Source organism: Fusibacter sp. QWL-12, from assembly GCF_058683495.1.
In genome coordinates, this window is the sequence record NZ_CM178745.1 from 1,710,970 (window position 1) to 1,734,887 (window position 23,918).

At 37.1% G+C, this 23,918-nt stretch carries 14 protein-coding genes; 12 read left to right on the forward strand and 2 right to left on the reverse strand.

The window, feature by feature from the left end; genetic code table 11:
* Positions 1-154 precede the first annotated feature (154 nt).
* The 11 genes from AC4PID_RS08560 to AC4PID_RS08610 all read left to right on the forward strand — a co-directional run bounded on the left by AC4PID_RS08560 (position 155) and on the right by AC4PID_RS08610 (position 15,402).
* Positions 155-1,435 carry a DUF1576 domain-containing protein gene (locus AC4PID_RS08560; protein ID WP_492135151.1) on the forward strand — a complete coding sequence of 427 codons (1,281 nt, stop codon included), beginning with the start codon at positions 155-157 and terminating at the stop codon, positions 1,433-1,435.
* Positions 1,432-1,776, forward strand: a complete 345-nt coding sequence (locus AC4PID_RS08565; protein WP_492135152.1) for a hypothetical protein — start codon at positions 1,432-1,434, stop codon at positions 1,774-1,776. The genes AC4PID_RS08560 and AC4PID_RS08565 overlap by 4 nt, the downstream gene beginning before the upstream one ends.
* Positions 1,777-1,911: 135 nt before the next feature.
* Positions 1,912-2,724, forward strand: a complete 813-nt coding sequence (locus tag AC4PID_RS08570) for a DUF92 domain-containing protein (protein WP_492135153.1) — start codon at positions 1,912-1,914, stop codon at positions 2,722-2,724.
* Between the two features lie 105 nt (positions 2,725-2,829).
* Positions 2,830-4,377, forward strand: coding sequence for a S41 family peptidase (locus tag AC4PID_RS08575; protein WP_492135154.1), 1,548 nt, complete (start codon positions 2,830-2,832; stop codon positions 4,375-4,377).
* A gap of 294 nt (positions 4,378-4,671) precedes the next feature.
* Entirely contained in the window at positions 4,672-5,343 is a 672-nt protein-coding gene (locus AC4PID_RS08580) for a response regulator transcription factor (RefSeq protein WP_492135155.1), read from the forward strand.
* Positions 5,325-6,284 (forward strand): sensor histidine kinase, encoded by a 960-nt coding sequence (locus tag AC4PID_RS08585; RefSeq protein WP_492135156.1) that lies wholly within the window; start codon positions 5,325-5,327, stop codon positions 6,282-6,284. The genes AC4PID_RS08580 and AC4PID_RS08585 overlap by 19 nt, the downstream gene beginning before the upstream one ends.
* Before the next feature lie 106 nt (positions 6,285-6,390).
* Entirely contained in the window at positions 6,391-7,053 is a 663-nt protein-coding gene (locus tag AC4PID_RS08590) for an ABC transporter ATP-binding protein (RefSeq protein ID WP_492135157.1), read from the forward strand.
* 14 nt (positions 7,054-7,067) lie between these two features.
* Positions 7,068-9,644, forward strand: a complete 2,577-nt coding sequence (locus AC4PID_RS08595; protein ID WP_492135158.1) for an ABC transporter permease — start codon at positions 7,068-7,070, stop codon at positions 9,642-9,644.
* A gap of 127 nt (positions 9,645-9,771) precedes the next feature.
* Positions 9,772-10,881, forward strand: a complete 1,110-nt coding sequence (locus AC4PID_RS08600; protein ID WP_492135159.1) for a LuxE/PaaK family acyltransferase — start codon at positions 9,772-9,774, stop codon at positions 10,879-10,881.
* Positions 10,881-12,233, forward strand: coding sequence for an acyl-CoA reductase (locus AC4PID_RS08605; RefSeq protein WP_492135160.1), 1,353 nt, complete (start codon positions 10,881-10,883; stop codon positions 12,231-12,233). Before AC4PID_RS08600 ends, AC4PID_RS08605 begins: the two co-directional genes overlap by 1 nt.
* Positions 12,234-12,681: 448 nt before the next feature.
* A complete protein-coding gene (locus AC4PID_RS08610) occupies positions 12,682-15,402 on the forward strand; it encodes an S-layer homology domain-containing protein (RefSeq protein WP_492135161.1) in 2,721 nt (906 codons plus the stop codon).
* An 899-nt stretch (positions 15,403-16,301) separates the two neighbouring features.
* On the opposite strand, the gene AC4PID_RS08615 is transcribed toward AC4PID_RS08610, so the two are convergent.
* Both AC4PID_RS08615 and AC4PID_RS08620 read right to left on the reverse strand, forming a co-directional pair.
* Positions 16,302-20,711 (reverse strand): S8 family serine peptidase, encoded by a 4,410-nt coding sequence (locus AC4PID_RS08615; RefSeq protein WP_492135162.1) that lies wholly within the window; start codon positions 20,709-20,711, stop codon positions 16,302-16,304.
* Positions 20,712-20,942: 231 nt separating this feature from the next.
* Entirely contained in the window at positions 20,943-22,730 is a 1,788-nt protein-coding gene (locus AC4PID_RS08620; RefSeq protein ID WP_492135163.1) for an O-antigen ligase family protein, read from the reverse strand.
* A gap of 141 nt (positions 22,731-22,871) precedes the next feature.
* Here AC4PID_RS08620 and AC4PID_RS08625 point away from each other — a divergent pair, with 141 nt between their 5' ends.
* Positions 22,872-23,912, forward strand: coding sequence for a Wzz/FepE/Etk N-terminal domain-containing protein (locus AC4PID_RS08625; protein ID WP_492135164.1), 1,041 nt, complete (start codon positions 22,872-22,874; stop codon positions 23,910-23,912).
* The last annotated feature ends 6 nt before the right edge of the window (positions 23,913-23,918 follow it).

Consider the following 23,918-nt stretch of genomic DNA (forward strand, 5'->3'; position numbering starts at 1 on the left):
TGGTGAGTTTATATCCTGTTAAACTTGTCTTTATTCAAAAGAATTTGAACAAAATATCAATTATTTGTATAAGCATAGACCGATACAAGGTACATCAGTTATAATAGTAGGGAACAAAAACGATAAAACTAAAAATTTATGTTGAGGTGAATCTGTGGTTTTTACAAACAAAATTGAAGAAAGAGACCTGCACAAGGAGCAAAAGCTGTTGATATTGGCTTTGTTTCCGACCCTATTTTTACTATTCGGTTTAATTTATGCACTTCTCGATCATGAAACACTTTTAGGAGGTTTAAAAGCAATTATAAAATCTCCAACCACTCTTTTAACCGACTTTATGGCATTGGGCGGTATCGGTGCGGCATTTGTCAATTCAGCACTTATCGGCTTTTTTAACTTGTATTTATTAAAGCGCTTTAAGTTGCGTATCAACGGACTTTTAATAGCTGCTTTTTTCACTGTCTTAGGTTTTTCATTTTTTGGGAAAAACGTTTTAAACATTTTACCGATCTATTTTGGTGGGTATCTTTATGCACGTTATCAACAAATCCCTATGAAAAACATTATTCTCGTCATTATGTTTAGTACAGCACTTGCACCAATCGTTAGCTTCATTACCTTTAGTGGTATTTTTACTGAGGGATTTAGCTATTTAATGGGGCTGATCACAGGGATTTCTATAGGATTTATTATCGTACCTTTGTCGTCGCATATGATTCGTTTTCATGATGGTTTCAACCTTTATAACATTGGTTTTACTGCGGGAATCGTAGGCACGGTCATTACAAGTGCATTAAGAAGTTTTGATGTGGACATTGCAACCGTCAACATCATACATGACACAAACAGTCCTTATATCATTGGTCTTTTAATCCTTTCTTTTGTCTATTTGATAGGCGTTGGGGTATATACTAACAAGGACGCATTTAAACGTTATAAAGAGATCTTTGACTATAGAGGTCGTACGATAACGGATTTTACATCCTTATTAGGTTATGGGATTACCTTTGTTAACATGGGATTAATGGGACTTGCCAGTGTGGCATTTGTCTTAATTCTAGGTGGTGTCATAAATGGTCCTGTTATTGCAGGTATCTTAACCATCGTAGGTTTCGCTGCATTTGGTAAGCAACCAAAAAACTGTTACCCGATAGTTTTAGGTGTGCTTCTTGCAGGAATCTTCTTTGGATATGACTTTTCAAGCACGACATTTTTAATCTCCGCACTGTTTTCTACAACCATAGCACCAATTGCAGGAGCCTATGGTCCAATTGTAGGTGCTATGGCAGGAATGCTACACTTGACTCTAGTAACAAATATAGGTATTATTCATGGAGGGATAAACCTTTACAACAACGGTTTTTCTGGGGGAATCGTTGCTGGATTTATGTTACCAATCATAGATGCATTTAAGAGGGGGAGTAGAAAGGCATGAGACACGAAATAAAAAAGCTCTGTAAAATAGTAGATGAGCTAACCACATTGTTTTTAAGAGAGGATACCAACGAAGTTGATTTTAAAATCATCACAGAATCAGATCGTTCTATCGTAAGAATCGTTGATTACAATACAAAATACTCTGAGGATTTTATCAACCACTTTGAAAAGATGTTGAACAATCAAAGACAATCTGAAATAGAAGAATATTACTGGCAGCTTGCAGGTGAAAACGACGATGATGATGAGTTAACGCTAATCAGCGCAATGATTGATTCTGCAACTGTAGAGAAAAGGGATGGCAATCTCTATATAGAGTTGGTAAGACTTAATAAATAAAGATTGGTGGTTCGTCGTAAAATATTTATTAGCAAGATTTAAAGACTGATATTATTAAATCAAATGAATAAAAGTTAAAGACGGTAAAAAGACAAGCATGAAAAGGTTTGTCTTTTTTATTAGGAGGCAAAAGTAATGTCGTATGTTTATGGATTTTTACTGAGTTTTATAGTGAGTCTATTTGCTTTTAAAAAAGGTTCATTGACCTTATCAGGAATGATTGCCTCGGTTATCCTAGGTACCTTATTATTTGGGTTTCAATCTGCGACGATTTATATGAGCTTAGTTGGCTTTTTCATTTCTTCGAGTTTTTTATCAAAGATCAGTAAATTTATGGGTGGTAAAGAAAACGAAGAAATTGAAAAACGACTAGAGAAATCGGACAAAAGAGATTATACACAGGTGATAGCAAATGGCGGGGTAGTGTTAATATGTGCTGTTCTTTTTCAAATGACAAGTGTTACACTATTTAAACTTGGAGCAGTAATTGCAATAGCTGCAGCTAATGCAGATACGTGGGCGTCAGAAATTGGAGTTTTAAGTAAAGACATACCAATTAATATTCTATCGAAAACCCCAGTTGCAAAAGGGTTATCTGGTGGAGTTACGAAGCTTGGCTTTATGGCTTCGTTTGCGGGTGCTTTATTTATAGCCTTTATCAACACTTTTTTATCTATAGGAACGATGTCCTTTTATATATCGATATTACATTTGTCTTTAGTTGCATTTTTCGGTTTTTTGGGGTCTATTATTGATAGTATTCTTGGAGAAGTATTTCAAGCTAAGTATCAAAATCCTCAAACAAATGAACTTACTGAAAAGACATATGAACTTGGGCAAAGACCAGTCAGTGGCATAAAAATAGTGACCAATAATGTCGTTAACTTTATCAGTGGCTTAATTGCAACTGGATTAGGTATGCTGATCCTGAGTTTGATGAGGTTTTAGCGGATTTACAGAGTTCTTGTGTCGGGATTGAAATTGCCTATTAAGTTTCCTTGAATTAGTATGTTATAAGGGGTATAATTAATTCCATGACAAAGGAGGTTGGATATGGCACAAACGAATTCAATAAAAAAAGATCCTAAAACACTTTTAATGGAGAAAAAACTGCGTAAGCAAAGGCGCAATAAATTAATAAAAAGCGGACTTGCTATTTTAATGGCGCTTTTGTTAATTGGTACAGCTCTCGCCCCAATATTCGCAGATACTTATATAGCACCAGATAGTTATTATTTAGGTAATGGACAGACTTTGGTTTCCGATAACGACATTGCATATACTGCACAAATTTCTACATCTGATGCTGCAACAGATGAGAATTTTCATGATTTTATAGACTTCATGATGGAAACAATTCAAAGCAATTATTATAAAGACGTCAATAAGCAAAGCTTAATTGAAGGTGCTTATAAAGGAATCTTTAATGTTCTTGATCCATATAGCACCTACTTCACCCCTTCTGAGTATGAAAGCTTTAGCACTTCTTTAGAGGGTGAGTTTAGTGGCATTGGCGCTTCTATAACTGAGGGCGATTCAGGCTACGTTGAGGTTGTTGCACCTATTAAAGATACACCAGCTGATAAAGCAGGCTTACAATCAGGAGATATGATTATTAAGATTGACGGCGTTGATGCAACTGGATTCACTACTGAAAAAGCAGTATCGATGATTAGAGGTGAGAAGGGGACGCCAGTCACACTTACCATTAAGCGCCCTGGTTTAACTGAACCTTTGGAATTTACAATTGTACGCGATACAATCATCTTAAAATCTGTTAATTATGAAATGTTGGATGGTGGTATTGGGTATATCCAGATTACAGAGTTTGGAGATAAAACCAATAGTGAGTTTGATGCAGCAATGGCATATATGACAAATAATGATGTGAAAAAGTTAGTTGTCGACGTCAGAAATAATCCAGGTGGTTATCTTGACACTGCTATTCACATCTCAGATTATTTTATTCCTGCTGGAAAACAAATTGTTAAGATCGATTATAAAGGCACTAACGATCGTACCTATAGAGCGACTACTGCAAAAGCGCCTATGGAGGTTGCAGTACTTGTCAACGGTGGCTCTGCAAGTGCTTCAGAGATCTTCTCAGGAAGCTTACAACAAACGGGAAATGCAGTTGTCATTGGTACGAATTCATTTGGTAAAGGTACGGTTCAAAACCTTATGCCTCTAACAAATGGTGGTGCAGTAAAGCTAACAATTGCCGAGTATTTACTCAATAATGATTATAAAGTCAATGGTATCGGCATTAAACCAGATATCATAGTAGAAGCTCCTGTCAATATGACGGATGAATTAGCGGCATCACTTGCACCTTTGAATGTAAATTCAGGCTCGATTTCACTGAATGTCTATGCGATACAACAAAGACTTGCACTGCTAGGCTATGATATTAAGGCAGATGGTTCTTATGGACCAATGACGAAGTCGATTATAAAAGAATTTCAATCTTCTCATAGCTTAACGGCGTCGGGACTTTTGACAAAAGAGACTCTAGAAGCGATTCAAAGTGCGTTGGTCTCTGAAGATGCTAGAAACTATGATCCGCAGCTTGAGGCGGCCATTGATTATCTTAATAAATAGTTGAAACTATTGAGGGTTGCTATAAATATAATATTTATAGCAACCCTCTTTTACATAGATCAACTGATTTATCGTCGTTGGCAAGTGAAGGAACTACAAAAGTACTTATTATAGCATTTCTTTTATAGACAGCAACTTTTTACAGTTTCTTTTAAATGACAAGTCTGCATACTCTGTGATATGGTAGTTGTAGGTGGGATGATAAGGGTTTATCAAACTTTTGCATGACCTTTGTTTATGCTAGAATATTAGTCGTTTCGAAAGATAAAGCTTAATTGTGATAATGAGGTAGAGATGAAGCAAATCGTTATTGTTGAGGATGATATTAATTTAAGCCGCGGTCTGGTATTAGCACTTAAATCAAATACGATTCAGTTGGTACAGTGTTATGATGTTAAGACTGCTAAGGCTCAGATTGCATGTGGTATGACATCGCTTGTCATCCTAGATATAAATTTACCAGACGGAAGTGGGTTTGAGATTTTAGAGCTCATCAAGAGCAATGACCCTCACATCCCTGTGATTCTTTTGTCTGCAAATGATATGGATGCAGATATCATTATGGGGCTTGAAAAAGGCGCTGATGATTACATAACCAAGCCCTTTAATCTAGATATTTTAAGAGCTCGAGTGAACACACAGCTAAATAGGCTTCCAGCGAAAACCCCAAATATTCTTGAATTTGATGATTATAGATTTGACTTCGATAAGATGATATTTACAAAGAGACATATTCAAATTGAACTCAGTAAGATAGAGCAAAGATTACTTAGAGTATTGGTTGAAAACAAAGGATTAACTCTGCGCCGTGATCTTTTAATCGAAAAGGTTTGGCAGACTGAGGGCAACTGGATTGAAGAAAGTACTTTGTCGGTTACGGTAAAAAGACTTAGGGACAAGCTGGACGCAGCCAATTATATTAAAACCATATATGGCATTGGTTACACATGGGTGACAAAGATATGATGCAATGGCTTTTGCACGAAATCATTATAAGTAAGGCGTTCTTAATCGCCCTATTTATCATTATGCTAACCGTTATTATCTACGCCAGTTATAGAGTTCATAAAACCTCGATTGTCATGAAAAAGCTTAAAAACATGCTCGAGCAGGCAGCTAATGGAACTTTTAATGCATCTGAGTACAATGAGAGTCTATTTTCATCAATTGAAGATCAATTTAGTAAATATATAGCTATATCTGAACGCAGTAAAACCAGTATTGAAGAAGAAAGAAACCGTATTAAAGCACTTATATCTGATATCTCACATCAAACTAAAACACCTTTAGCGAACATACAGCTCTACAGTCAACTTATATCGGAACAGCTTCAGGAGGAAGAACAAAGCGATCAGATTGAGGCGATCCGTGCGGTTCAAAATCAAACCAATAAGCTCAGTTTTCTTATTGATACGCTTATCAAGCTGTCTAGGCTTGACGCTGGCATTATTAAACTATCACCTTGCTTAAATGATGTAATGCCTTTACTTAGAGAGCTAAAGCTGATATACGAACCCGTCGCTGAAATGAAGGGAATTAGCTTTTCGATCTTGCCAACTGAAAGTAAAGCTGTCTTTGATATGAAATGGACAATAGAGGCTGTAGGAAATGTTATCGACAATGCAATTAAGTACGCTCCAAAGGGAGGAAAGGTTAATATCTCTGTGATTGAGTACGAACTTTTCTTAGCGATCAATGTTGATGACAATGGGATGGGCGTTGATGAATCTGAGCATGCCAATATCTTTACGAGATTTTATCGCTCTAAGGACGCAGCCAGTGTCGAGGGGCTGGGTATTGGTCTTTTCTTGACGCGAGAAATTTTATCGGATCAAAACGGGTATGTGAAAATAAAATCCTCAAAGGGCAATGGTGCAACTTTTTCAATTTATCTTCCCAAGGGCTAATTCTTTCAAGTTTGTCAGATTTTAAAAAGCGTTATTAAGAATTGAGTAAGAATCACTTGATAAAATCTGTATAGAGTATACAGATTTTTATTTTATAGGAGGCAAGATGACCGTTTTAAAAGCAGAAGGACTGAAGAAGGTATATGGCACTGGTGAGCAAAGTGTATTTGCACTCAATGGTGTGAATATAGAAGTAAAAAAGGGAGAGTTCGTTGCAATTGTTGGCACATCTGGCAGTGGTAAATCAACCCTGTTACATATGCTGGGCGGACTCGATCGACCGACTGAAGGCAGTGTTATGGTTGAAAACCAATCGATATTTTCTTTAAAAGAAGAGGCGTTGACGATTTTTAGAAGAAGAAAGATTGGATTTGTGTTTCAAAGCTATAACCTGATTCCTGTATTAACGGTATATGAAAACATACTTATGCCCATACAGCTTGATGGTGGTACACCGGATATCGAATACATTCATCAAGTGGTGGATACTTTAGGACTTTCTAAAAAACTACAAAATTTACCCAATAATTTGTCGGGAGGACAACAGCAGAGAGTTGCTATCGCTAGAGCAATTGCAAGCAAGCCCGCTATTATTTTAGCTGATGAACCAACTGGCAATTTAGATTCTAAAACCAGCCAAGATGTTATGAGTCTACTTAAAGTATCCAATCAAAAATTTCAACAGACCATTGTTATGATCACACATAATGAGGAAATCGCTCAGCTTGCAGATAGAATCATCCGTATAGAAGATGGCAAGATCATTTAAAGGGGAGGGTTAAAATGCGAGTTGCTAACAGAAAGTACTTATGGCATTTAAGTGTTCGAATATTGAAATCACAAAAAACGAGAAATAGAATCGCTGTTTTAGCGATGATCCTTACGACGGTTTTGTTTACAACCCTTTTTACCATAGGGATGTCATTTAACGATGCGGTACAAGAAGCGAACTTTAGACAGGTGGGTGGCTATGCGCATGGTACTTTTAAATACCTAAGTGAAGCAGAGTTTGATCAAATCAAAAATGATTCAGAAATTAAAGCCTATGGACTAAGACGCGTGGTTGGTATGCTTATGGAACCGCCGTTTAACAAATACCATGTGGAGGTTGGGTATAGCGATGCCAATCAAGCAAAGTGGATGTACTGTGAGCCGATCGTTGGTAAGCTTCCGACGGAAGGCACCAATGAAGTTGCAACCGACTTAAAGGTTTTATCTTTACTGGGTGTAAAGCCCGAGGTTGGAGCAAACATCGAGCTTGAGATAGACGTTAATGGCACCAAAGTACTTGAAAAATTTGTCCTCAGCGGTTGGTGGCCATATGATAGTGCTGTAAAAGCAAATCACGTATTAGTGCCTGAAAGCAGAGTGGCGTCAATTTTCAAATCAGCCGGATATGACGTAACAAAGGGTGAAAATATATACGTGGGCACTTGGAGTATGGATGTCATGTTTCAAAACTCACTTCAGATAGAAAATACTATGTTGCGTATCATAGAGAAAAATGGTTTTCAAGTTGAAGACCCTAAGAATGAAAATACGTATATCAACGTTGGCATCAATTGGGGCTATACAGGTGCGCAGCTCATTGAAAATATGGATATGGGAACTATCATCGGAATGATCGGTATACTTTTAATGATTACTACAACTGGATATTTGATTATCTATAACATCTTTCAAATTTCAGTTATGAACGATACGCGTCTGTGGGGGCTGACAAAGACAATCGGTTTAACAGGCAAGCAGATTAAAGGTATCGTATATAAACAGGCGAGTATACTTGCGTTAATAGGTGTACCAATTGGCTTATGTATGGGTTATTTAATCGGCAGCTTACTTACGCCTGTCGTTTTGAATCAGATGAGTGGTGTTGTGAAAGAAACGGTCTCGATAAGTCCAGCAATTTTTATGTTTTCTGCACTGTTTTCTTATCTTACAATCATCATTTCATGCTTAAAGCCAAGTAAAATTGCTGCAAAGGTAACGCCAATAGAAGCGATTCGATATGTAGAAGCAAATGGTTATCGACCTAAAAAAAGTAAAAAATCAAGTCAAGTGAAGGTATCATCGCTACAGCTGGCTATTCGCAACTTGATGCGGAGTAAAAAAAAGACTGCAGTCACCTTGCTTTCCTTATCTCTGTCAATTGTACTCTTAACGATGACAGTTACTTTTTCGGATGGCTTTGACATGGATAAGTATCTCTCTGATCTTGCAGTGGACTATATAGTAGCAGACAGTGATTATTTTGAGGTAACCCGTCATTGGGAGAACGATAAGGGGTTGACCGATGATGTCATCGAAGCGATGGATCAGCTTGAAGGCATAATTGATTTTGGTCGGGTATATGGGCTGAACACTGGTGCTACTGAATATGTTCCAGAAGCATATTATAGAGCATACTTTGGCAGATGGAATGACGAATCAACGTTAAATCAGATGATTCAAAATGCTAAAAAGGACAGCTTTGGAAATGTTGGCAACTGGGTGCAGCTCTACGGTATGGATCAGTTCCTTATGGATCAACTTATCATTATCGACGGGGATTTATCCAAACTAAGCGATCCGAGTGGTCGCTATATCGCTGCAGTCTACTCTATGGATGATTACGGTCATGTGATGGAGGGCTCACATTGGGCTAAGATTGGCGAACAGGTAACATTAACCTTAGGAGAAACTAGGGACGTGGTGTACGAGGTCGCAGCAACTGTTCATGTGCCACATGCGATTAGCTATCGCTATTATGGTATTGATGAGTTTATTCTCAGTACAGAAGCCTTTTTAGAGGATACACAGACCAATGATGTCATGTATGTTGCTTTTGACGCAGAGGATGCTTCGAAAAAGGTGATTGATCAATACTTGAGTGACGTTACTTCGAATGATTTTTCTAACCTGAACTTTGAGAGTAAGAAGACACAAGAGGACGCTTTTCGGTCCTTTCAAAATATGTTTTTAACGATAGGCAGCCTATTGAGTTTGATTATTGGACTTATTGGAATTCTAAACTTTATTAACGCGACTATCACCAGTATCGTTGCTAGAAAGCACGAGTTTGCTTTGATGCAGTCCATCGGGATGACGGGCAAACAGCTTAAAATTATGCTGATTAGTGAAGGCCTGCTCTATACAGTGGGATCCGTTTTATTTGTAGGTATTATTGTGGTCGTAACCAGTCCGTTGATTGAACATTTTCTAACCAATGTATTTTGGTTCATCACGTACCGATTTACCCTAGTACCCGTTTTATCTGTACTGCCAATCTTCGGTATTTTAGGGATCTACATCCCTCTAGTGATCCTTAGATCCGTCAATCGATCTAGTATAGTAGAACGACTACGAGAATCAGAGCTTTAAAGTCAAAGTACACCTGTTGATATGTGATGGGTGTACTTTTAATTTGCTTTACACTTGCACAAACACTGGAAATACCATACCATGTATGTAAATCACACATATATTGCGGTGCCAATAGGAGGCCAGTATGAGCTACATAGATCAATTGTTTTCATATAAAAATATATATGATCAAGCAGGAAGTGAGCACTTGTTTGTGGCCGCGATGAAGGAATCACTGCAGCATCACGGCTCAAATACAGTATTTTGGAAGGATGCGCTTTTGCATTTGAACCAGTTTAAATCAACTGAGGACTTATATGCCATCGCACCTATTCCGTCAGATGTCTTCAAACGCAATGAGGTACTGAGCGTTCCAAAAGAGAACATCGTTTTACATGCCACATCATCTGGTACATCAGGACAAAAAAGCCAGATTTTTTTAGATCAGAAGACGTTAGATCTCGGTGTAAAAATGATCATCAAATCCATGCGTTACCATGGTCTGTTCTCATTATTACCTACCAACTACATCATCCTCGGCTATGAACCTGGACCAGAAAATGCTATGGGAAACACAAAGGTCGCCGATGGCATGCGCCGATTTGCACCGGCTTTAAACACAAAGTATGCCATCAGAGCCATAGGAAATTCGTATGAGACGGATCTCATCGGTGTACTGGAAACACTTAAAAAATATGAAAAAATGCACCTGCCTGTAAGGCTACTCGGCTTTCCAGTCTATCTAAATCGTCTACTTGATGTGATGGATGAAATGGGTATGCCTTCGCTTAATCTCAGTAAAAAATCAGTTGTCCTTACTGGTGGTGGGTGGAAGCAGTTTGCTGGGAGTGAGATCCCAAAAGCTGAACTGCGTGAGCGCGTATTTACCCGACTGCGTATCCCAAAGGAGAATATTAGAGATTTTTACAGTGCGGTGGAGCACAGCGTCGCCTATCCAGAATGTCGAAATCATCATATGCACGTCCCCATCTGGAGTCGTGTGGTGATCAGAGATGTTAAAACGCTAAAGCCACTCGGGTATGATCAGCCGGGGTTTTTGAATTTTATCAGTCCACTTGTGCAGTCTATGCCGCTATCCAGTGTGATGATGAAGGACATCGCAGTGCTTAGAGAGGGTAGAAGCTGTGGTTGTGGGATATCGACGCCTTATTTTGAGGTGCTTGGTAGAGCGGGAGTAACGCAGAGTAAGACGTGTGCGATAACCGCTGGTGAACTGATCGGAGGAGGCGCATGATGAATCTGTTTAGAGGTGAAAGGTGCTCAAGAGAAAGCTTTGTTAATCAGATATCGGATTTAGGCGATATCATCGCACAGGATTTGGCGATGGAGATTTTAGATGCTGAAATTGTAATCGATGCCGTAGATCGACTAGCTAACAGCGTTACTAAGGAAGATGCACTATCATTGTTAAAAATGATGGGGATTGGTACGCAAGGGATAGAAGCGGTTTTGACACATACTTTAGAGGACATGAAGCGTGAGGCACTGGCATATAAACTTAAGTCGGAGTTAGTTGCACCGTTAGGTGAATGGATAACATCGAAAGACCCAAACGGGACTGAAAGAAAATCATGCTATCTACCACTTGGCGTACTCATGCATATCGGTGCAGGCAATACGATAGGGCTTTCAGCTTTTTCTGTAATTGAGGGCCTCTTAACGGGCAATATCAACATACTTAAGCTGCCTGAAGGCGAATCGGGGATTTCTTATTTTTTACTTGAAAAATTGATTCAGATAGAGCCGAGGCTAAAACCCTATATATATGTAACTAATCTACCTTCGAGTGACGAAATGAGACTACAGGCTCTAGCGGAAGTTTCAGATGCGGTAGTGGTCTGGGGAAGTGATGCGACCATAAAGGCGCTGAGAACTTCTCTTCCAGCAAATAAGCCGATGATAGAGTGGGGACATAAGATCAGTTTTGCTTATTTCTCAGAGTGCGAAACAACGGATGCAGACCTAAAGTTATTAGCGGAAGAAGTCTGTATCACCAACCAGCTATATTGTAGCTCCCCTCAATGCGTTTTTTACGAGATACCAGATCAAGCGGGAGTTGATAGAGTGGGGGCTGATATAGAGGTGAAAACATATCTAGATGAAAAAGCATATCTAGATGATTTTGCTAGAAGATTGGCGAGTACACTTTGTGACTGTTCTAATCGCTTTCCCCAAACTGAGCTCAGCTTTGAAGGACAAGCTGAGATTACTTTCTTGCATCAGACGTTAAGTATGGAAGGAAATTTAAAAGGTAAATTTCCGTTAACGGATGCGGATCATAGTTATGGCGTTCTAATCGCAGACGAGAGTACCTTAAGGACATCGCCACTTTTTAGAAACCTTTGGGTCGTGCCAATAAAACGCTCAGATTTGATCAAAATGCTTAGACCTCATATTGGACATCTTCAGACTGTAGGGCTAAGTGTACCAGAGTCGATTAAGAATGATCTACTGATGAGACTGTACCGATCTGGCGTTACGAAGATTACAAAATGCGGTGAAATGTATCTGAGTAAACCTGGCGAAGCACACGACGGTAAAATGACACTGAGTCACTATGTGAAAAAGGTAGATAATCGACAGTAAAGAGTGACACTAAATTTTCTTTCCTTTATATATGGAAAATAAAGTGCTCCCAAATAACTGTTTTTATAGGTAATTGGTACTGGAACTTTTTAAAAAATATCGCGTCTAATTAAATAATTGAGTATCACAAAGTGGATAGTGGTATATAACTTCTGTCATGGTATTGTAACACGATGTAATGGTATGGTAACAGACTTCATATACAAAAACATGTATAATGAGGTAGTACAAGTAGTTCTGTACTTTTACAGTTCTATTACAATAAAAAACTTTGATTGACCGAGCTTCTTGTAAGGTGATATAATCAGTAATAGGATTTTGCGATATCCCACGCGGGTTACGCGGTTCCGAGGCAGAGCTTTGGCCTTGGAAGGGGGTTATTGATCAAAACTCTCTTCTGTAACAAGAAGCAAGAAATTAAACCTAAAATTAAAGGGAGGAATTCGCAATGAAAAGAGTATTATCTTTAGTATTAGCTTTAGTGCTTGTACTAGGTATGATGCCAACTGCATTCGCTGCAGACATGAGCGGAGCTGAAATGTTATTAGACAACGGCTTCATCTCAGGTAAAGACGGCGCTACAGTTGACGCGAAGCTTGACGTTAATGCTAAATTAACTAGAGCTCAATTAGCAGCATTAATCGCTGAATTAAACGGCGCTAAAGAAGAAGCTGCTGCTTTTGCACAACCAGCTGATTTTACAGACGCTGACACATTCCAAGATTGGGCTAAGCCTTTTATCGCTTACGCACAACAAAATGAATGGATGAACGGTTATCCAGATGGAACATTCAGAGCTGATGCTGAAGTTCCAGCTAACCAATTAGCTGCTGTATTGTTAAACGCTCTTGGCTATGAATTCGAATACGGTACAGTTTTAGAAACTGCTGCTGGTCTTGGAATCATGGTTGAAGGTACTGCTTTAACAAGAGGCGAAGCTTTCGAAGCTATGTGGGTTGCAGTTTCAGAAGTTCCTATGAACACTGAAGCTGGTTTAACACTTGGCGTATTCTTAGGCAAACTTGAGCCTGCTACTCCAGTTGTTACAGATTTAACTGTTAAATCAGTATCTGCAACTAACTTAAGAGAAGTTATGGTTGAGTTTAACAACGAAATCGATGCTGATACACTTGACAAAGCTAACTTCACAATCGGTGGTACTGCTGCTGATAGCGTAGCTTTATCAGAAGATGGCATGACAGTTACTGCAATCTTCACATTAGCTAACCAATCAACTTACACTTTAAAAATCGCTGAAATCGCTGACGTAAACGGTTCTGAAGTGAAAGATTTCTCACAACAATTTACTGTAAATGATTTCGTTGCACCTATGGTAACTGGTGTTGAAATCGTTGGTAACAAAAAATTAGTTGTAACTTTCAGTGAGCCAGTTCAACCTGCTCAAGCATCAATCTTAAGCAACTACAAAATTGATGGTTTATTATTTGGCGCTACTGTAACTGTTGATGGTAGAACTGTAACTTTAGTTACTTCTACTAGATTAGCAGAAGGCGTACACAATGTTGAAGTTAATGCAAACGTTGTTGACTATGCTAACTTCAAACTTGTTGCTAACAAAACTGAATTCGTTGTAGCTAACGATACTACTGTTGCTGCTTTAGCTTCATTAGATTCAGCTACTCAAACTAAAGTTGTTGTTACTTTATCTAAACCAGTTGAAGGTACTTTCACAGTAACTACTGGTAATGGTGTTGCATTAGTAAGCAAAACTACTAAAGACAACCAAACTTGGACTTTAAACTTTGCTAAAGCTGCTCCACTTCCATTATCAGGTACTGAAATTACTTTAAAAGACGTTGTTGACTACTATGGCAACAAAGGCGACATTAAGTTCAACGTAGTTCCTACATTAGACTTAACTAGACCTGAAGTTGTTAGCGTAACTGCAACTTCACAAACTGAATTACTTGTTAAATTCAGCAAAGACGTTATGGCTGCTGGTTCATTTGTAATCAAAACTACAGATGCTACTCCTGTAACTGTTCCTGTAACTGCTGTTGCTTATGATCAAAATGACGATAGCGAAGATATCTTAACTGATCTTGTATTAACTGGCGCATTTGATGCTGATGAATACAAAGTTGAGTTCACAGCTGTAACTGATACTACAGTTCAAGCTAACGTTATGGTTCCTTACACTGCTACTATTACAGTTGCAGACTTAACAAAACCTGTTGTTACTGATGTTAAAGTTCTTCAACCAACAACAACTACTACTGGTTCTATCATCGTAGAATTCAGCGAAAAAGTTGATGCTGCTACAGCACTTGACAAAGCTAACTACTCTTATATCTTAAACAGCACTAAGCCAGTTGCTTTAGGTACTTCACACACAGTTGAATTACTTGCAGATGGCAAAAGCGTTAAGATCACAGTTCCTAAAAACGCTACAGCTAACGCTGGCGATGTTGTAACTAGCGTTACAATCATCAACGTAACTGACGTTGCTGCTAACAAAATGGTAGCTAAAATTGCTACTGCATTAAATGCTATTCCGGCTGCTTATGTAACAGTGACAAACGCTGTTGCTACAGCTACAAATAAAGTTGTTGTTGCAGTTTCTGCTAACATCAACCCTGCTACAGTAACTGCTTCTGACTTCAGAGTAGATGCTACATCAGGTACAGTTTATGTAATCAACGCTGAATACAGTGCTGATGATAACGAAATCACTTTAACATTATCAAGTGACTTAACAGTTAACGCTTTAGTTGGTACTACAGTTCCACACGTATCAATCATCGCTCACAACTTAGCTGATATCTATGGAAACAAAGTAGATCCAGCTCAAACAGTTGTTGCTGGTAACATCACTGATGGTATCGCTCCATCTGCAGTAAAAGTAGCTACAGCTAACTCTAGTGCAACTAACGCAGTTGTAAAAGTTAACTTAACTGAAGCTTTAGCATCTACTGCTTTAGACAAAGCTTACATGGTAGTAAAAATCAACGGTGTTATCTACACTGCTGCTAACTACACTGTAACTTACGGTTTAGATGGTACAACTCCACAAGTAACTTTCAACGTAACTGTTGCTTCTGATATGACAGGTAAATCTTACAGTGTTGAATTCTTCAAACATGCAGGCACTGAAGATGCTGCTGGTAACAAACTAGCTAACTTCTCATACACTGGTACACTTGAATAGTTATTAGTTAAAAACTAAAGCCAAGGTCTTTGACCTTGGCTTTTTTTATTGCAAAAATGGCACGCCAGTTGTAAAATCTGACAACTCGATATCAGAATATTTGATGCGAACCATATGGTGAGTACTAGTTGCAAATTAGACAAACATAGTAAGGGCTACACTATTATAATTATTATGATGAATTTGTAATTGTGGCTGGTAAAAGGTTTGATCTATAGTATCAATATTAAGGCACTAAGATGTGCAAGTGTAATTGTTAGACTCATAATCTAAAAAGTGGTTTAAACTTGAGAAGGGTGTGTTAAGACTGAGACTTTGTTTTTTAATGAAAGTAGATCTGTGTACATATAAATAGATGAAATGCTTAGATTAGCGGATTTTGAGACCCTGGACGACATCTAAGGAGAGCATTTAATGACTATAAGATAGAACCTTTTGGAAAACTATTAACTATAAGTAAAGTATAAGTATATAGTTGAATGATACGGTATTAAATTGAAGCTAAAGTTTAGTTTGAGATAATGTTAAAGAATAAAACAAAATCCAAATCCCTTAGTCATGGATTTAGGCAAGAGCTAAGCGTTATATTGTGATGTTATAGTACTTACAATAATGGTTATACAAAGCTTTATTGAATAAGTGCAAGTCCTTGTTAAAGCAAAAATTGTGAAACTCAGAAATGATAAGTTTAGATTGATGAACTTGGAAATGAAGAACTGAAAAAGACGAACTGAAAAAGAGGAACATAGAAGAAAAGTTGAGAAAAAGCGCAGACAAAAACACATCTTATTTTTCTTGAGTTACTATGATGCTAAGCGATCTTACATAAAGCACTGATATAAAAAGCCCCCAGCGTTCTAATCGAACATGGGGGCTTTGATACTTGCTAGAACTTTTGATTACTTTTCAAGCATTGATTTGATTATACTTACTGCTTCAGCTCTAGTTGATAGATCACCAGGTCTGAATAAGTTGTTATAACCCACGATAATGCCTTTGCTTTGTACGTATCCAACATACATTGCATTGCCATCAGTGATTGATGAAGCATCTGTGAAAGTAACGCTAGGTGTCTTATCGGTTAACTTAATGTTATTGATAAGTGCATGAGCTTTAGCTGTAATAGTTGCTATTTCTTCTCTTGTGATGTTTTCTAATGGATTGATACTTCCGTCAGCTTTTGCATCTATTAAACCAAGATCAGCTGCTTTAGCTAAATAACCAGCATACCATTTGTCAGCAGTAACATCTGTGAAAGTTGTATTGCCTTCTGGTGTTTCGCCCATTGCTTTAAGAATCATTGCAACAAACTCTGCTCTATTAACGTTTTTATTTGGTGCAAATGTAGATTCGCTTACACCTGATACAACGTATTTTGAAGCCATTTCTTCGATATTTGCTTGACCCCAATGTCCTTGGATATCATCAAAAGTTTTGCTGAAAGACATTAAAGCGTATGTGCTAAAGTGAGGTGCTTTGAAAGAAACTGTATTTGTTGCTGCATTGTAGAAGCTCATTACATAGGTCCATGTACCGTCTTCATTTTGAACATAAGCACCAAGTTTTGAAGCTGAAGCAGTTCCTTTTGGTAAAGTTACTGTAATTTCAGGTCTAGTACCAAACTCAGTTACTTTTTCACCATCAAGTGTAATATTGAAATCGTATACGATTCCTGATGGTGTTACACCACTCTCAACGTTATAGTCTTCAACTTTTGTAGGATTCATTGAGAAGACAAGTTTTGTTGCTTTATCAAGATTTGTAATGTTACCATTTAATTTAAATGATACTTCACTACCTTGAATGACAAGTTCTTTACCAGCTGCAAGAAGTTCTTTTAATGAGCTTGCAGGGATATTAACTTCGATTGGTTTATCTGTGTTGATTGTTGCAGGTAATTTAAGAATTACTTCATTTCCAGTAGCTTGTTTAATTTGCTCTGTAATTGTTTCAGCAGGAACAGTTACAAGTGATGCTGATCCATTATTGCTGTAAGGTAATTCGGTAGTTCCTGGAACACTTGGTGTTGATGGTGTAGAAGGTGATTCAGGGTTAGATGGAACTGGTGGATTTACTACTTGTGTATCTGGAGTTGCAGTAGTTTCAGTTCTGTTACCTGCATAGTCAGTTACTACAAGTGCCAAATCTTCTAATGTTAAACCAGTGACATCTAAAACATTAGTAGCAGATTGAACAACTACGTTATTTTGTGCATCTACAAGTTCATAACTCATAATCGCATGATTATCATAAGTGGTTAAAGTAAGTTGATTATTTGATAGTGATCTGTTTGTTACTGATGGCTCAGAGTAGTCAACATACACAGGATATGCAAAATACTGAGTACCAAAGCCACCTGCGATATTAGCTTCTACCACATAGTAGTATTGGCCTTCTGGTGCAGGTTCGTTGCTGAGTGTTCCATCCCAAATAATGCTTGCTAGCTCATTATCTGGAGTTGGGAACTCATAAGGTACAAAGTTACCATTACTCAAGAATGGTTTTCTTAAGAAGCCAACTTCATTTAAGCTAATGAATTCCAATGGATTTTGGTTTTCATCTGCGATGAAGACATTCAAGCTTTCAATGTTTCTTAACATAGACATCAATACGGCTGCATTATCATTTACGCCATCGCCATTTGGAGAAATTGCGATGTTATCATATGAAGCAGTATCAGCGATACTGTTTACGCCTAAGAAGAAACCATCGTAAACACTGTTACCAGTATCTACTACTGAAATCATTGATTGGAACTGAGGATAGAAGTAAGACCAATCAGCACCCATGTAGATATCGTCATCAAATACTGATGCATCTTCCCAATCACCTACAAATCCCATATAAGGAATACTTAAGTTAGGATTATCATCAGTTTCAGCTAAGCTTAAGAACTGAACAAAGCCATCTGCGAAGAATCCATTAAAGCAATAGTCATATAATGATGGGTCGATTCCTGAAAGATCTACGCTAACGGTTACAGTTTCAGTCGAGTTAGCAGCCACAGGAACGATTACCATTGTAGCGCCTGAAGTAGTTGAAGCATCAACTGCATTAAATACGTTAACTGTTGAAGGTGCTACTGCTGGAGTAATTTGATATACGCCTACTGTAGTAATTTCAGCAGTTTTAACATTAGTACCAGATACTTTAACTACGGCACCAGTTAAATCCATAGCATAACCAGCATTTACAGGAATACCAGAGAACATGCCAACAGCATCTGTTAAAGCACTTACACTTACAGCAAACTCGTGATTGTTACCACTAAAGTTATCTAAAGTAACTTGGAAGCTGAATTGTGAACCAACTTCGCCTAGTGCAAGTTTAGCATCATCAGTTGATAATGTAGAATAAGCATATACATCTGTATTAACCGCAGCTTCAAGGTCTAATAGACCAGCACCTTGTTGTCTAGGAGAATATTCTGTATCGCCATCGATTACAGGAACAGCAGTACTCATCATCAATGCTTTTGCAAGTTTACCTTGTTCAACAGCAGTTAAACCAGGGAATTGATCTCTGATGTACTCAAGCATAATTGCCGACGCACCAGCGATGTGAGGAGCTGCCATAGAAGTACCGCTCATTGATTCATATTTATTGTCATTTACTGTAGAGTAAATGTCGCCACCTGGAGCAGTAATTTCAGGTTTGAACTCTAAGCTTGGTGTAGGACCCCAAGAAGAGAAGTCGCTCATAGTACCAGCAGTAGGGTTTGCAAAGCTATCAACATATGTTGGGTCAAATGTAACTGTTTTTACTGTAGCATTAACGAGTTTGTTACCATCAGTTTGTCCGATAAAGATCGCTGGAATCGTTTCTCCATCTGGATAAGCCATGCTAATCATGCTGTTACCTGAGTTATTAAATACGATAACACCAGCAGCGCCAGCAGCAATTGCATTATTGATTTTATCTACGAAAGCGTAAGATCCTCTTGAGATAAGAGCGATTTTACCAGTTAAAGTCTTACCTTCAAAATCAGCAGTAGCGCCAAGTCCGCAATATACATATTCAACTGGACCTGCGTTGAAGACTGAAGTTGGATCTGTATTTCCAGCTGGCATGAACTGCATTTTATCACTATCTGCAGAAAGGACATATGGTGACATCGCCATGATGTTTTCTATAGAAGCTACTGAAAATGTGCCAGTACCAGCACTTGGGCTACCTAAAAGACCAGTATCAGGATTCCATGGGAATGTGAAATCGTAAGGGAATCCACTACCTTCACCAAATCTAGCAGAGTTACCTGCTGATACTGCAACTACAAGACCAGCATTTTTTGCATTTGCAATTGCTTGTTGTTCAGGATCTGTATCATCAGTAAAGCCAGCAGTTGCACCTAAGCTCATGTTGATAACGTCAGCTCCGATAAGGATTGCATCTTCGATACCAGCAACGATATCATCTTCATAAGCATATGGGCTATCATCACTGAAAATTTTCATTGTAGCGATTTGTGCTTCTGGTGCGATTCCTTTAATATTACCATTAGCTGCGACTGTACCAGAAACGTGAACACCGTGGATTGACGCTTGTGGTTTTGTCATATCTGGTTTAGGATCAGTGTCGATATCAGCATAGTCAAAAGCAAAAGGAACTTTTGATGATTTGTATAAATCAGCTGCAGTAATTGCTAAGCTTTGAGAAGCTGCAAATTCTTCAACAGCTAAGTCATTATTTGCTAATAAATCGGTTATGTCATTTTGGTCTAACTTTGCATTGCCTGGATTGGTTAGAACAAAGTCTTGATGTTGATAATCGATACCTGTATCAAGAACAGCTACCAACATCCCTTCGCCTTTGTAACCTAAATCCCACATGCTATTAACGTTAACCATTCCTCCGCTTGTAAGCATTTGTGGTTCTGGTTTTTCATAGCGGTTTGCAATGTGAACAGATTTAACATTATCAAGTGCTTGAATTTCTGAAATTAAGCTTGATTTCAAATCTGCAGAGAAGCCATTATAGCTCTTCACATAAGTATGTCTAAATGTTACATCAGTGCTCAAAACTAAGATATCATCTTTGACTTCGTTTTGAACTTCAATGAGTTTAGCAGTTTCAGATGCAAGATAATCTGAGTTGATCTCACTTAAACTCATCCCCCTTGTGCCTGAACGGTCTAAAATTGGAGCTTCCTCTAACTCAACGATAACGCGAACGATTTCGTCAGGTTCAGTGAAAGTAATTTTAGCAGGCAAGTCGTTCTGTCTATCAAGTGTTACACCGAACGCAGGTGAAATGGTACCAACTACGATAATTAGTGTTAACACGAGAGACCAGATTTTTCTCTTTAACATAAATACCTCCTGATAAATTTTGTAAAATTCAGATATCTGAAAATTTACAATGTGTTAACAAATATTATAGTACTATCGTAATGTCTTGTCATTAAAAATGCATTAAAAAAACTACACATATAATTTATTTTATATGATAAAAAAAAATAATAAAAAAGCACCTCTATTCATCCAATTATCAGCATTTGGCTGAAAATGGTAAAGAGGTGCAAATTCATTATAAGAATATAACTATTTCTTTAAAACGTTAAATTTCGATATTGAAGCGGATAACGCAAGTAGGACCCAAAAGACACTGCTTAATTGCACTGAGGAATCATTAAAGAAAGCTGCAACAGAATAACTAATAACTGAAAGTACAATTGCAACATTCCATGAGGACATAGGATTTGATCGATTATAGATAAATCCTTTATAGAGTACTAAAATTGTTAATCCTAAATAGACAATTAATGAAGGAATTCCAGAATTCATAGGGATTTGCAAATACATATTGTGTGATTTATCTACAATCATATTTGTCGTATTATAGGCATTGTATTTCCCAACATAATCTTGTTGAGGAAACACAACTGCAAAAGTATCTGCCCCGTATCCTAATATAGGTTTTTCTAAAATCAAAGGTAAAGTGCGCGACCAAATATAGCCTCTAGATGAACCAAGCTTTTCGCGTCCTTCAAATCCTAATGTATCAGGCTGGGTGATGATATCAAATTTTCCGAAGGCATTAACGTACTTAAGTTCCTTTGTGTCATCATATGCGAAGTTCCACTTTTCGCCATAGGCATTTATCGTTAGCATGGTAAGTGTATCATATTGCGTTAGAAACAAATTAACGCCATTTAGTTTTTCATCATCAAAAACATAATAATTATTTGCACTATCAAGCGTCAAAGCTGTAGGTTCAGAATTAAAATAAAATTCAGAAGTCCAATCGGAATTAGTATCTGAAAGAACATTGATCAACAATTCACCCGTACTTAACTCAAATTTGATTTGATTATCTATGATCTCTATTGTGTTAAGCTTGTTTTGTGTTTCGACTGAGGTGAAGATGCTCTTAATTCTTGTTGTAATAAAACCATTAGTTGAGGCTTCAAATGCTGTGAAGACAATTACGAAAACGAGACAAAGCACGAGCACTACTTTTTTATTTTTTATTAAAATGTGTCTATTGAAATAAATGAAAAAAGGTATAGATGCAATTACACCTACAAGGCCACCTCTAGCGGATGATCCTAGTAAATTAAACACAGATAGCGCAAGTAGTAAAACCATTGACAATTGAAGGACTCTATTTTTCTCATGTAAGATAAAGGTTAGTATAAAAGGAATACTTAAAGATAAATAAAAGCCAACATAATTATAATGGTATAACGTTTGTACGATTACTTTATAATTAATTGAATAATCCGCATTAAAATCAATTCCGTTCATCTTAAAGCTCGTTATAAAAGGCTTGGTTAAATTATTAAAAACAGGATCGAATCCTAAATACTGAAAAACGCCGATTATTCCCAAAATGGCAGTGGATGCAAGGAAAGCGTATTTAATCTTCAATAATGCTTTATCACTCCAGTTTTCACCATAAACACATAGGAAAATTAAAATATAAGAAATCCATACCCAACTGCTTTCAAATCGATCAATCATTCCGGAATTTGAGATGTTAGGAATAGAAGAGAAAAATTGAGATAATAAGATTAAAATTAAAAATAGCAATGAAGTGATTACTATTGGATCTTTGAAAGAATAAGTTTTATATAAATATTGTCTAATAAATAATATAATTAATGAAGCAACACCTAAAAATAAGATGACATTTGATTTAATTAAAGAGTAAGAGTCAAATCTAACTGCGTCGGAATTGTACCAAGAATAAGTATTCAGGTAGTTTGCAACTGGCGTTACACGAACTAGTAAAGGTACTATTGCCAATCCAATAAATGCAATGATAAATACCACTAAACTGATTAAACTCTCAGTGCTATGTTTTGATGAATAGGATTTATTTTTCATTTTGATTTCCTTTCTTAAAAACTAATATCTCTATTTTAACATACATAGATTGTTTGTAATACACTGTTAATGTCTAATCTCTATGATTTTAAGTTAAACTCATGTATAATAACCTTGGACTAGAAAATGGAGGAAGTACAAATGGATAATAGAGAAACAAATTATACGGATGAAATTAGTTTAAAAGAACTAATATTGAATTTGATTGATTATAAAAGGCTGATTATTGTTATTACTATTGTTTCAGTTCTTTTGGGAATGCTTTATGCGTTTGTAATTAAGGATGAATTATATGAGGCTTCTGTAGATGGAACGATATTAATTTCTGAGTCGGCTACAAGTAAGTATGGTACATTTGTGTTTCCATCGACTTTAAAGTCGGATTATTTAAATGTCTTATTGAGTGAAGAAGTTCTCTCAAAAGTAAAGACAAAACTTGAACTTTCATATTCTACAGATGAGTTAAAAAAGAAAGTTAATATTTCTACCTCAGATGATAGTAGCAATTTTTCAATCTCTATAAGAGATAACGATAAACAATATTCAAAAGTTATATTAAATGAATTGACCTCTACCTTTGTGAATTCATTAAATATGAAATATAAAAAACTTGCTGTAGATATGTTCGAACGCGACTACTTTGTTCAAATACGTTCATTAAATGAGCAAGTCGATAAAAAAACAATTGAAATTTCTGAATTACACAATCAATTATCACAAATTTCACCAGTAATTACACTTAAAAAACTTGTATCTTCTGATCCTAGTTTGTTAATTAAAATTGCAAATGACAAAGGTGTTTCAGTTGAGAACTTATCTGAAGAGATGATGTTAGAGGAAATTGAGAATCCAAATTACACGATGCTAGAAGAGACACTTATAAGAACAGAGACTGAACTTATTGGCCTTCAAACCTCAATTGAACAAAATCAAAAATTGCTAGATGAATTAAAGGAAGAAAAGGCTGCGATAACAGAGTATTATACTAATGGTACAGTTGATTCTTTGGACGAGGGTTCTCTCGAATTTATGAAATCAAGAATAAATATAAGTTCATATTTAAGTGTGTCAGAGAATCCAGTTGAGCCTAATAAAATTATGATCATATTGATTTCACTTATACTCGGTTTAATGGTTGGCGTATTTGTTGCATTTTTTAGAGGTTACTGGAAAAACAACTAATTAGGG

What these genes read in the sequence shown, in the direction of transcription:
- AC4PID_RS08565 (WP_492135152.1), top strand. Translation starts at nt 1,432, where the DNA reads ATGAGACACGAAATAAAAAAGCTCTGTAAAATAGTAGATGAGCTAACC.
- AC4PID_RS08570 (WP_492135153.1), top strand. Translation starts at nt 1,912, where the DNA reads ATGTCGTATGTTTATGGATTTTTACTGAGTTTTATAGTGAGTCTATTT.
- AC4PID_RS08575 (WP_492135154.1), top strand. Translation starts at nt 2,830, where the DNA reads ATGGCACAAACGAATTCAATAAAAAAAGATCCTAAAACACTTTTAATG.
- AC4PID_RS08580 (WP_492135155.1), top strand. Translation starts at nt 4,672, where the DNA reads ATGAAGCAAATCGTTATTGTTGAGGATGATATTAATTTAAGCCGCGGT.
- AC4PID_RS08585 (WP_492135156.1), top strand. Translation starts at nt 5,325, where the DNA reads ATGGGTGACAAAGATATGATGCAATGGCTTTTGCACGAAATCATTATA.
- AC4PID_RS08590 (WP_492135157.1), top strand. Translation starts at nt 6,391, where the DNA reads ATGACCGTTTTAAAAGCAGAAGGACTGAAGAAGGTATATGGCACTGGT.
- AC4PID_RS08595 (WP_492135158.1), top strand. Translation starts at nt 7,068, where the DNA reads ATGCGAGTTGCTAACAGAAAGTACTTATGGCATTTAAGTGTTCGAATA.
- AC4PID_RS08600 (WP_492135159.1), top strand. Translation starts at nt 9,772, where the DNA reads ATGAGCTACATAGATCAATTGTTTTCATATAAAAATATATATGATCAA.
- AC4PID_RS08605 (WP_492135160.1), top strand. Translation starts at nt 10,881, where the DNA reads ATGAATCTGTTTAGAGGTGAAAGGTGCTCAAGAGAAAGCTTTGTTAAT.
- AC4PID_RS08610 (WP_492135161.1), top strand. Translation starts at nt 12,682, where the DNA reads ATGAAAAGAGTATTATCTTTAGTATTAGCTTTAGTGCTTGTACTAGGT.
- AC4PID_RS08615 (WP_492135162.1), bottom strand. Translation starts at nt 20,711, where the DNA reads ATGTTAAAGAGAAAAATCTGGTCTCTCGTGTTAACACTAATTATCGTA.
- AC4PID_RS08620 (WP_492135163.1), bottom strand. Translation starts at nt 22,730, where the DNA reads ATGAAAAATAAATCCTATTCATCAAAACATAGCACTGAGAGTTTAATC.
- AC4PID_RS08625 (WP_492135164.1), top strand. Translation starts at nt 22,872, where the DNA reads ATGGATAATAGAGAAACAAATTATACGGATGAAATTAGTTTAAAAGAA.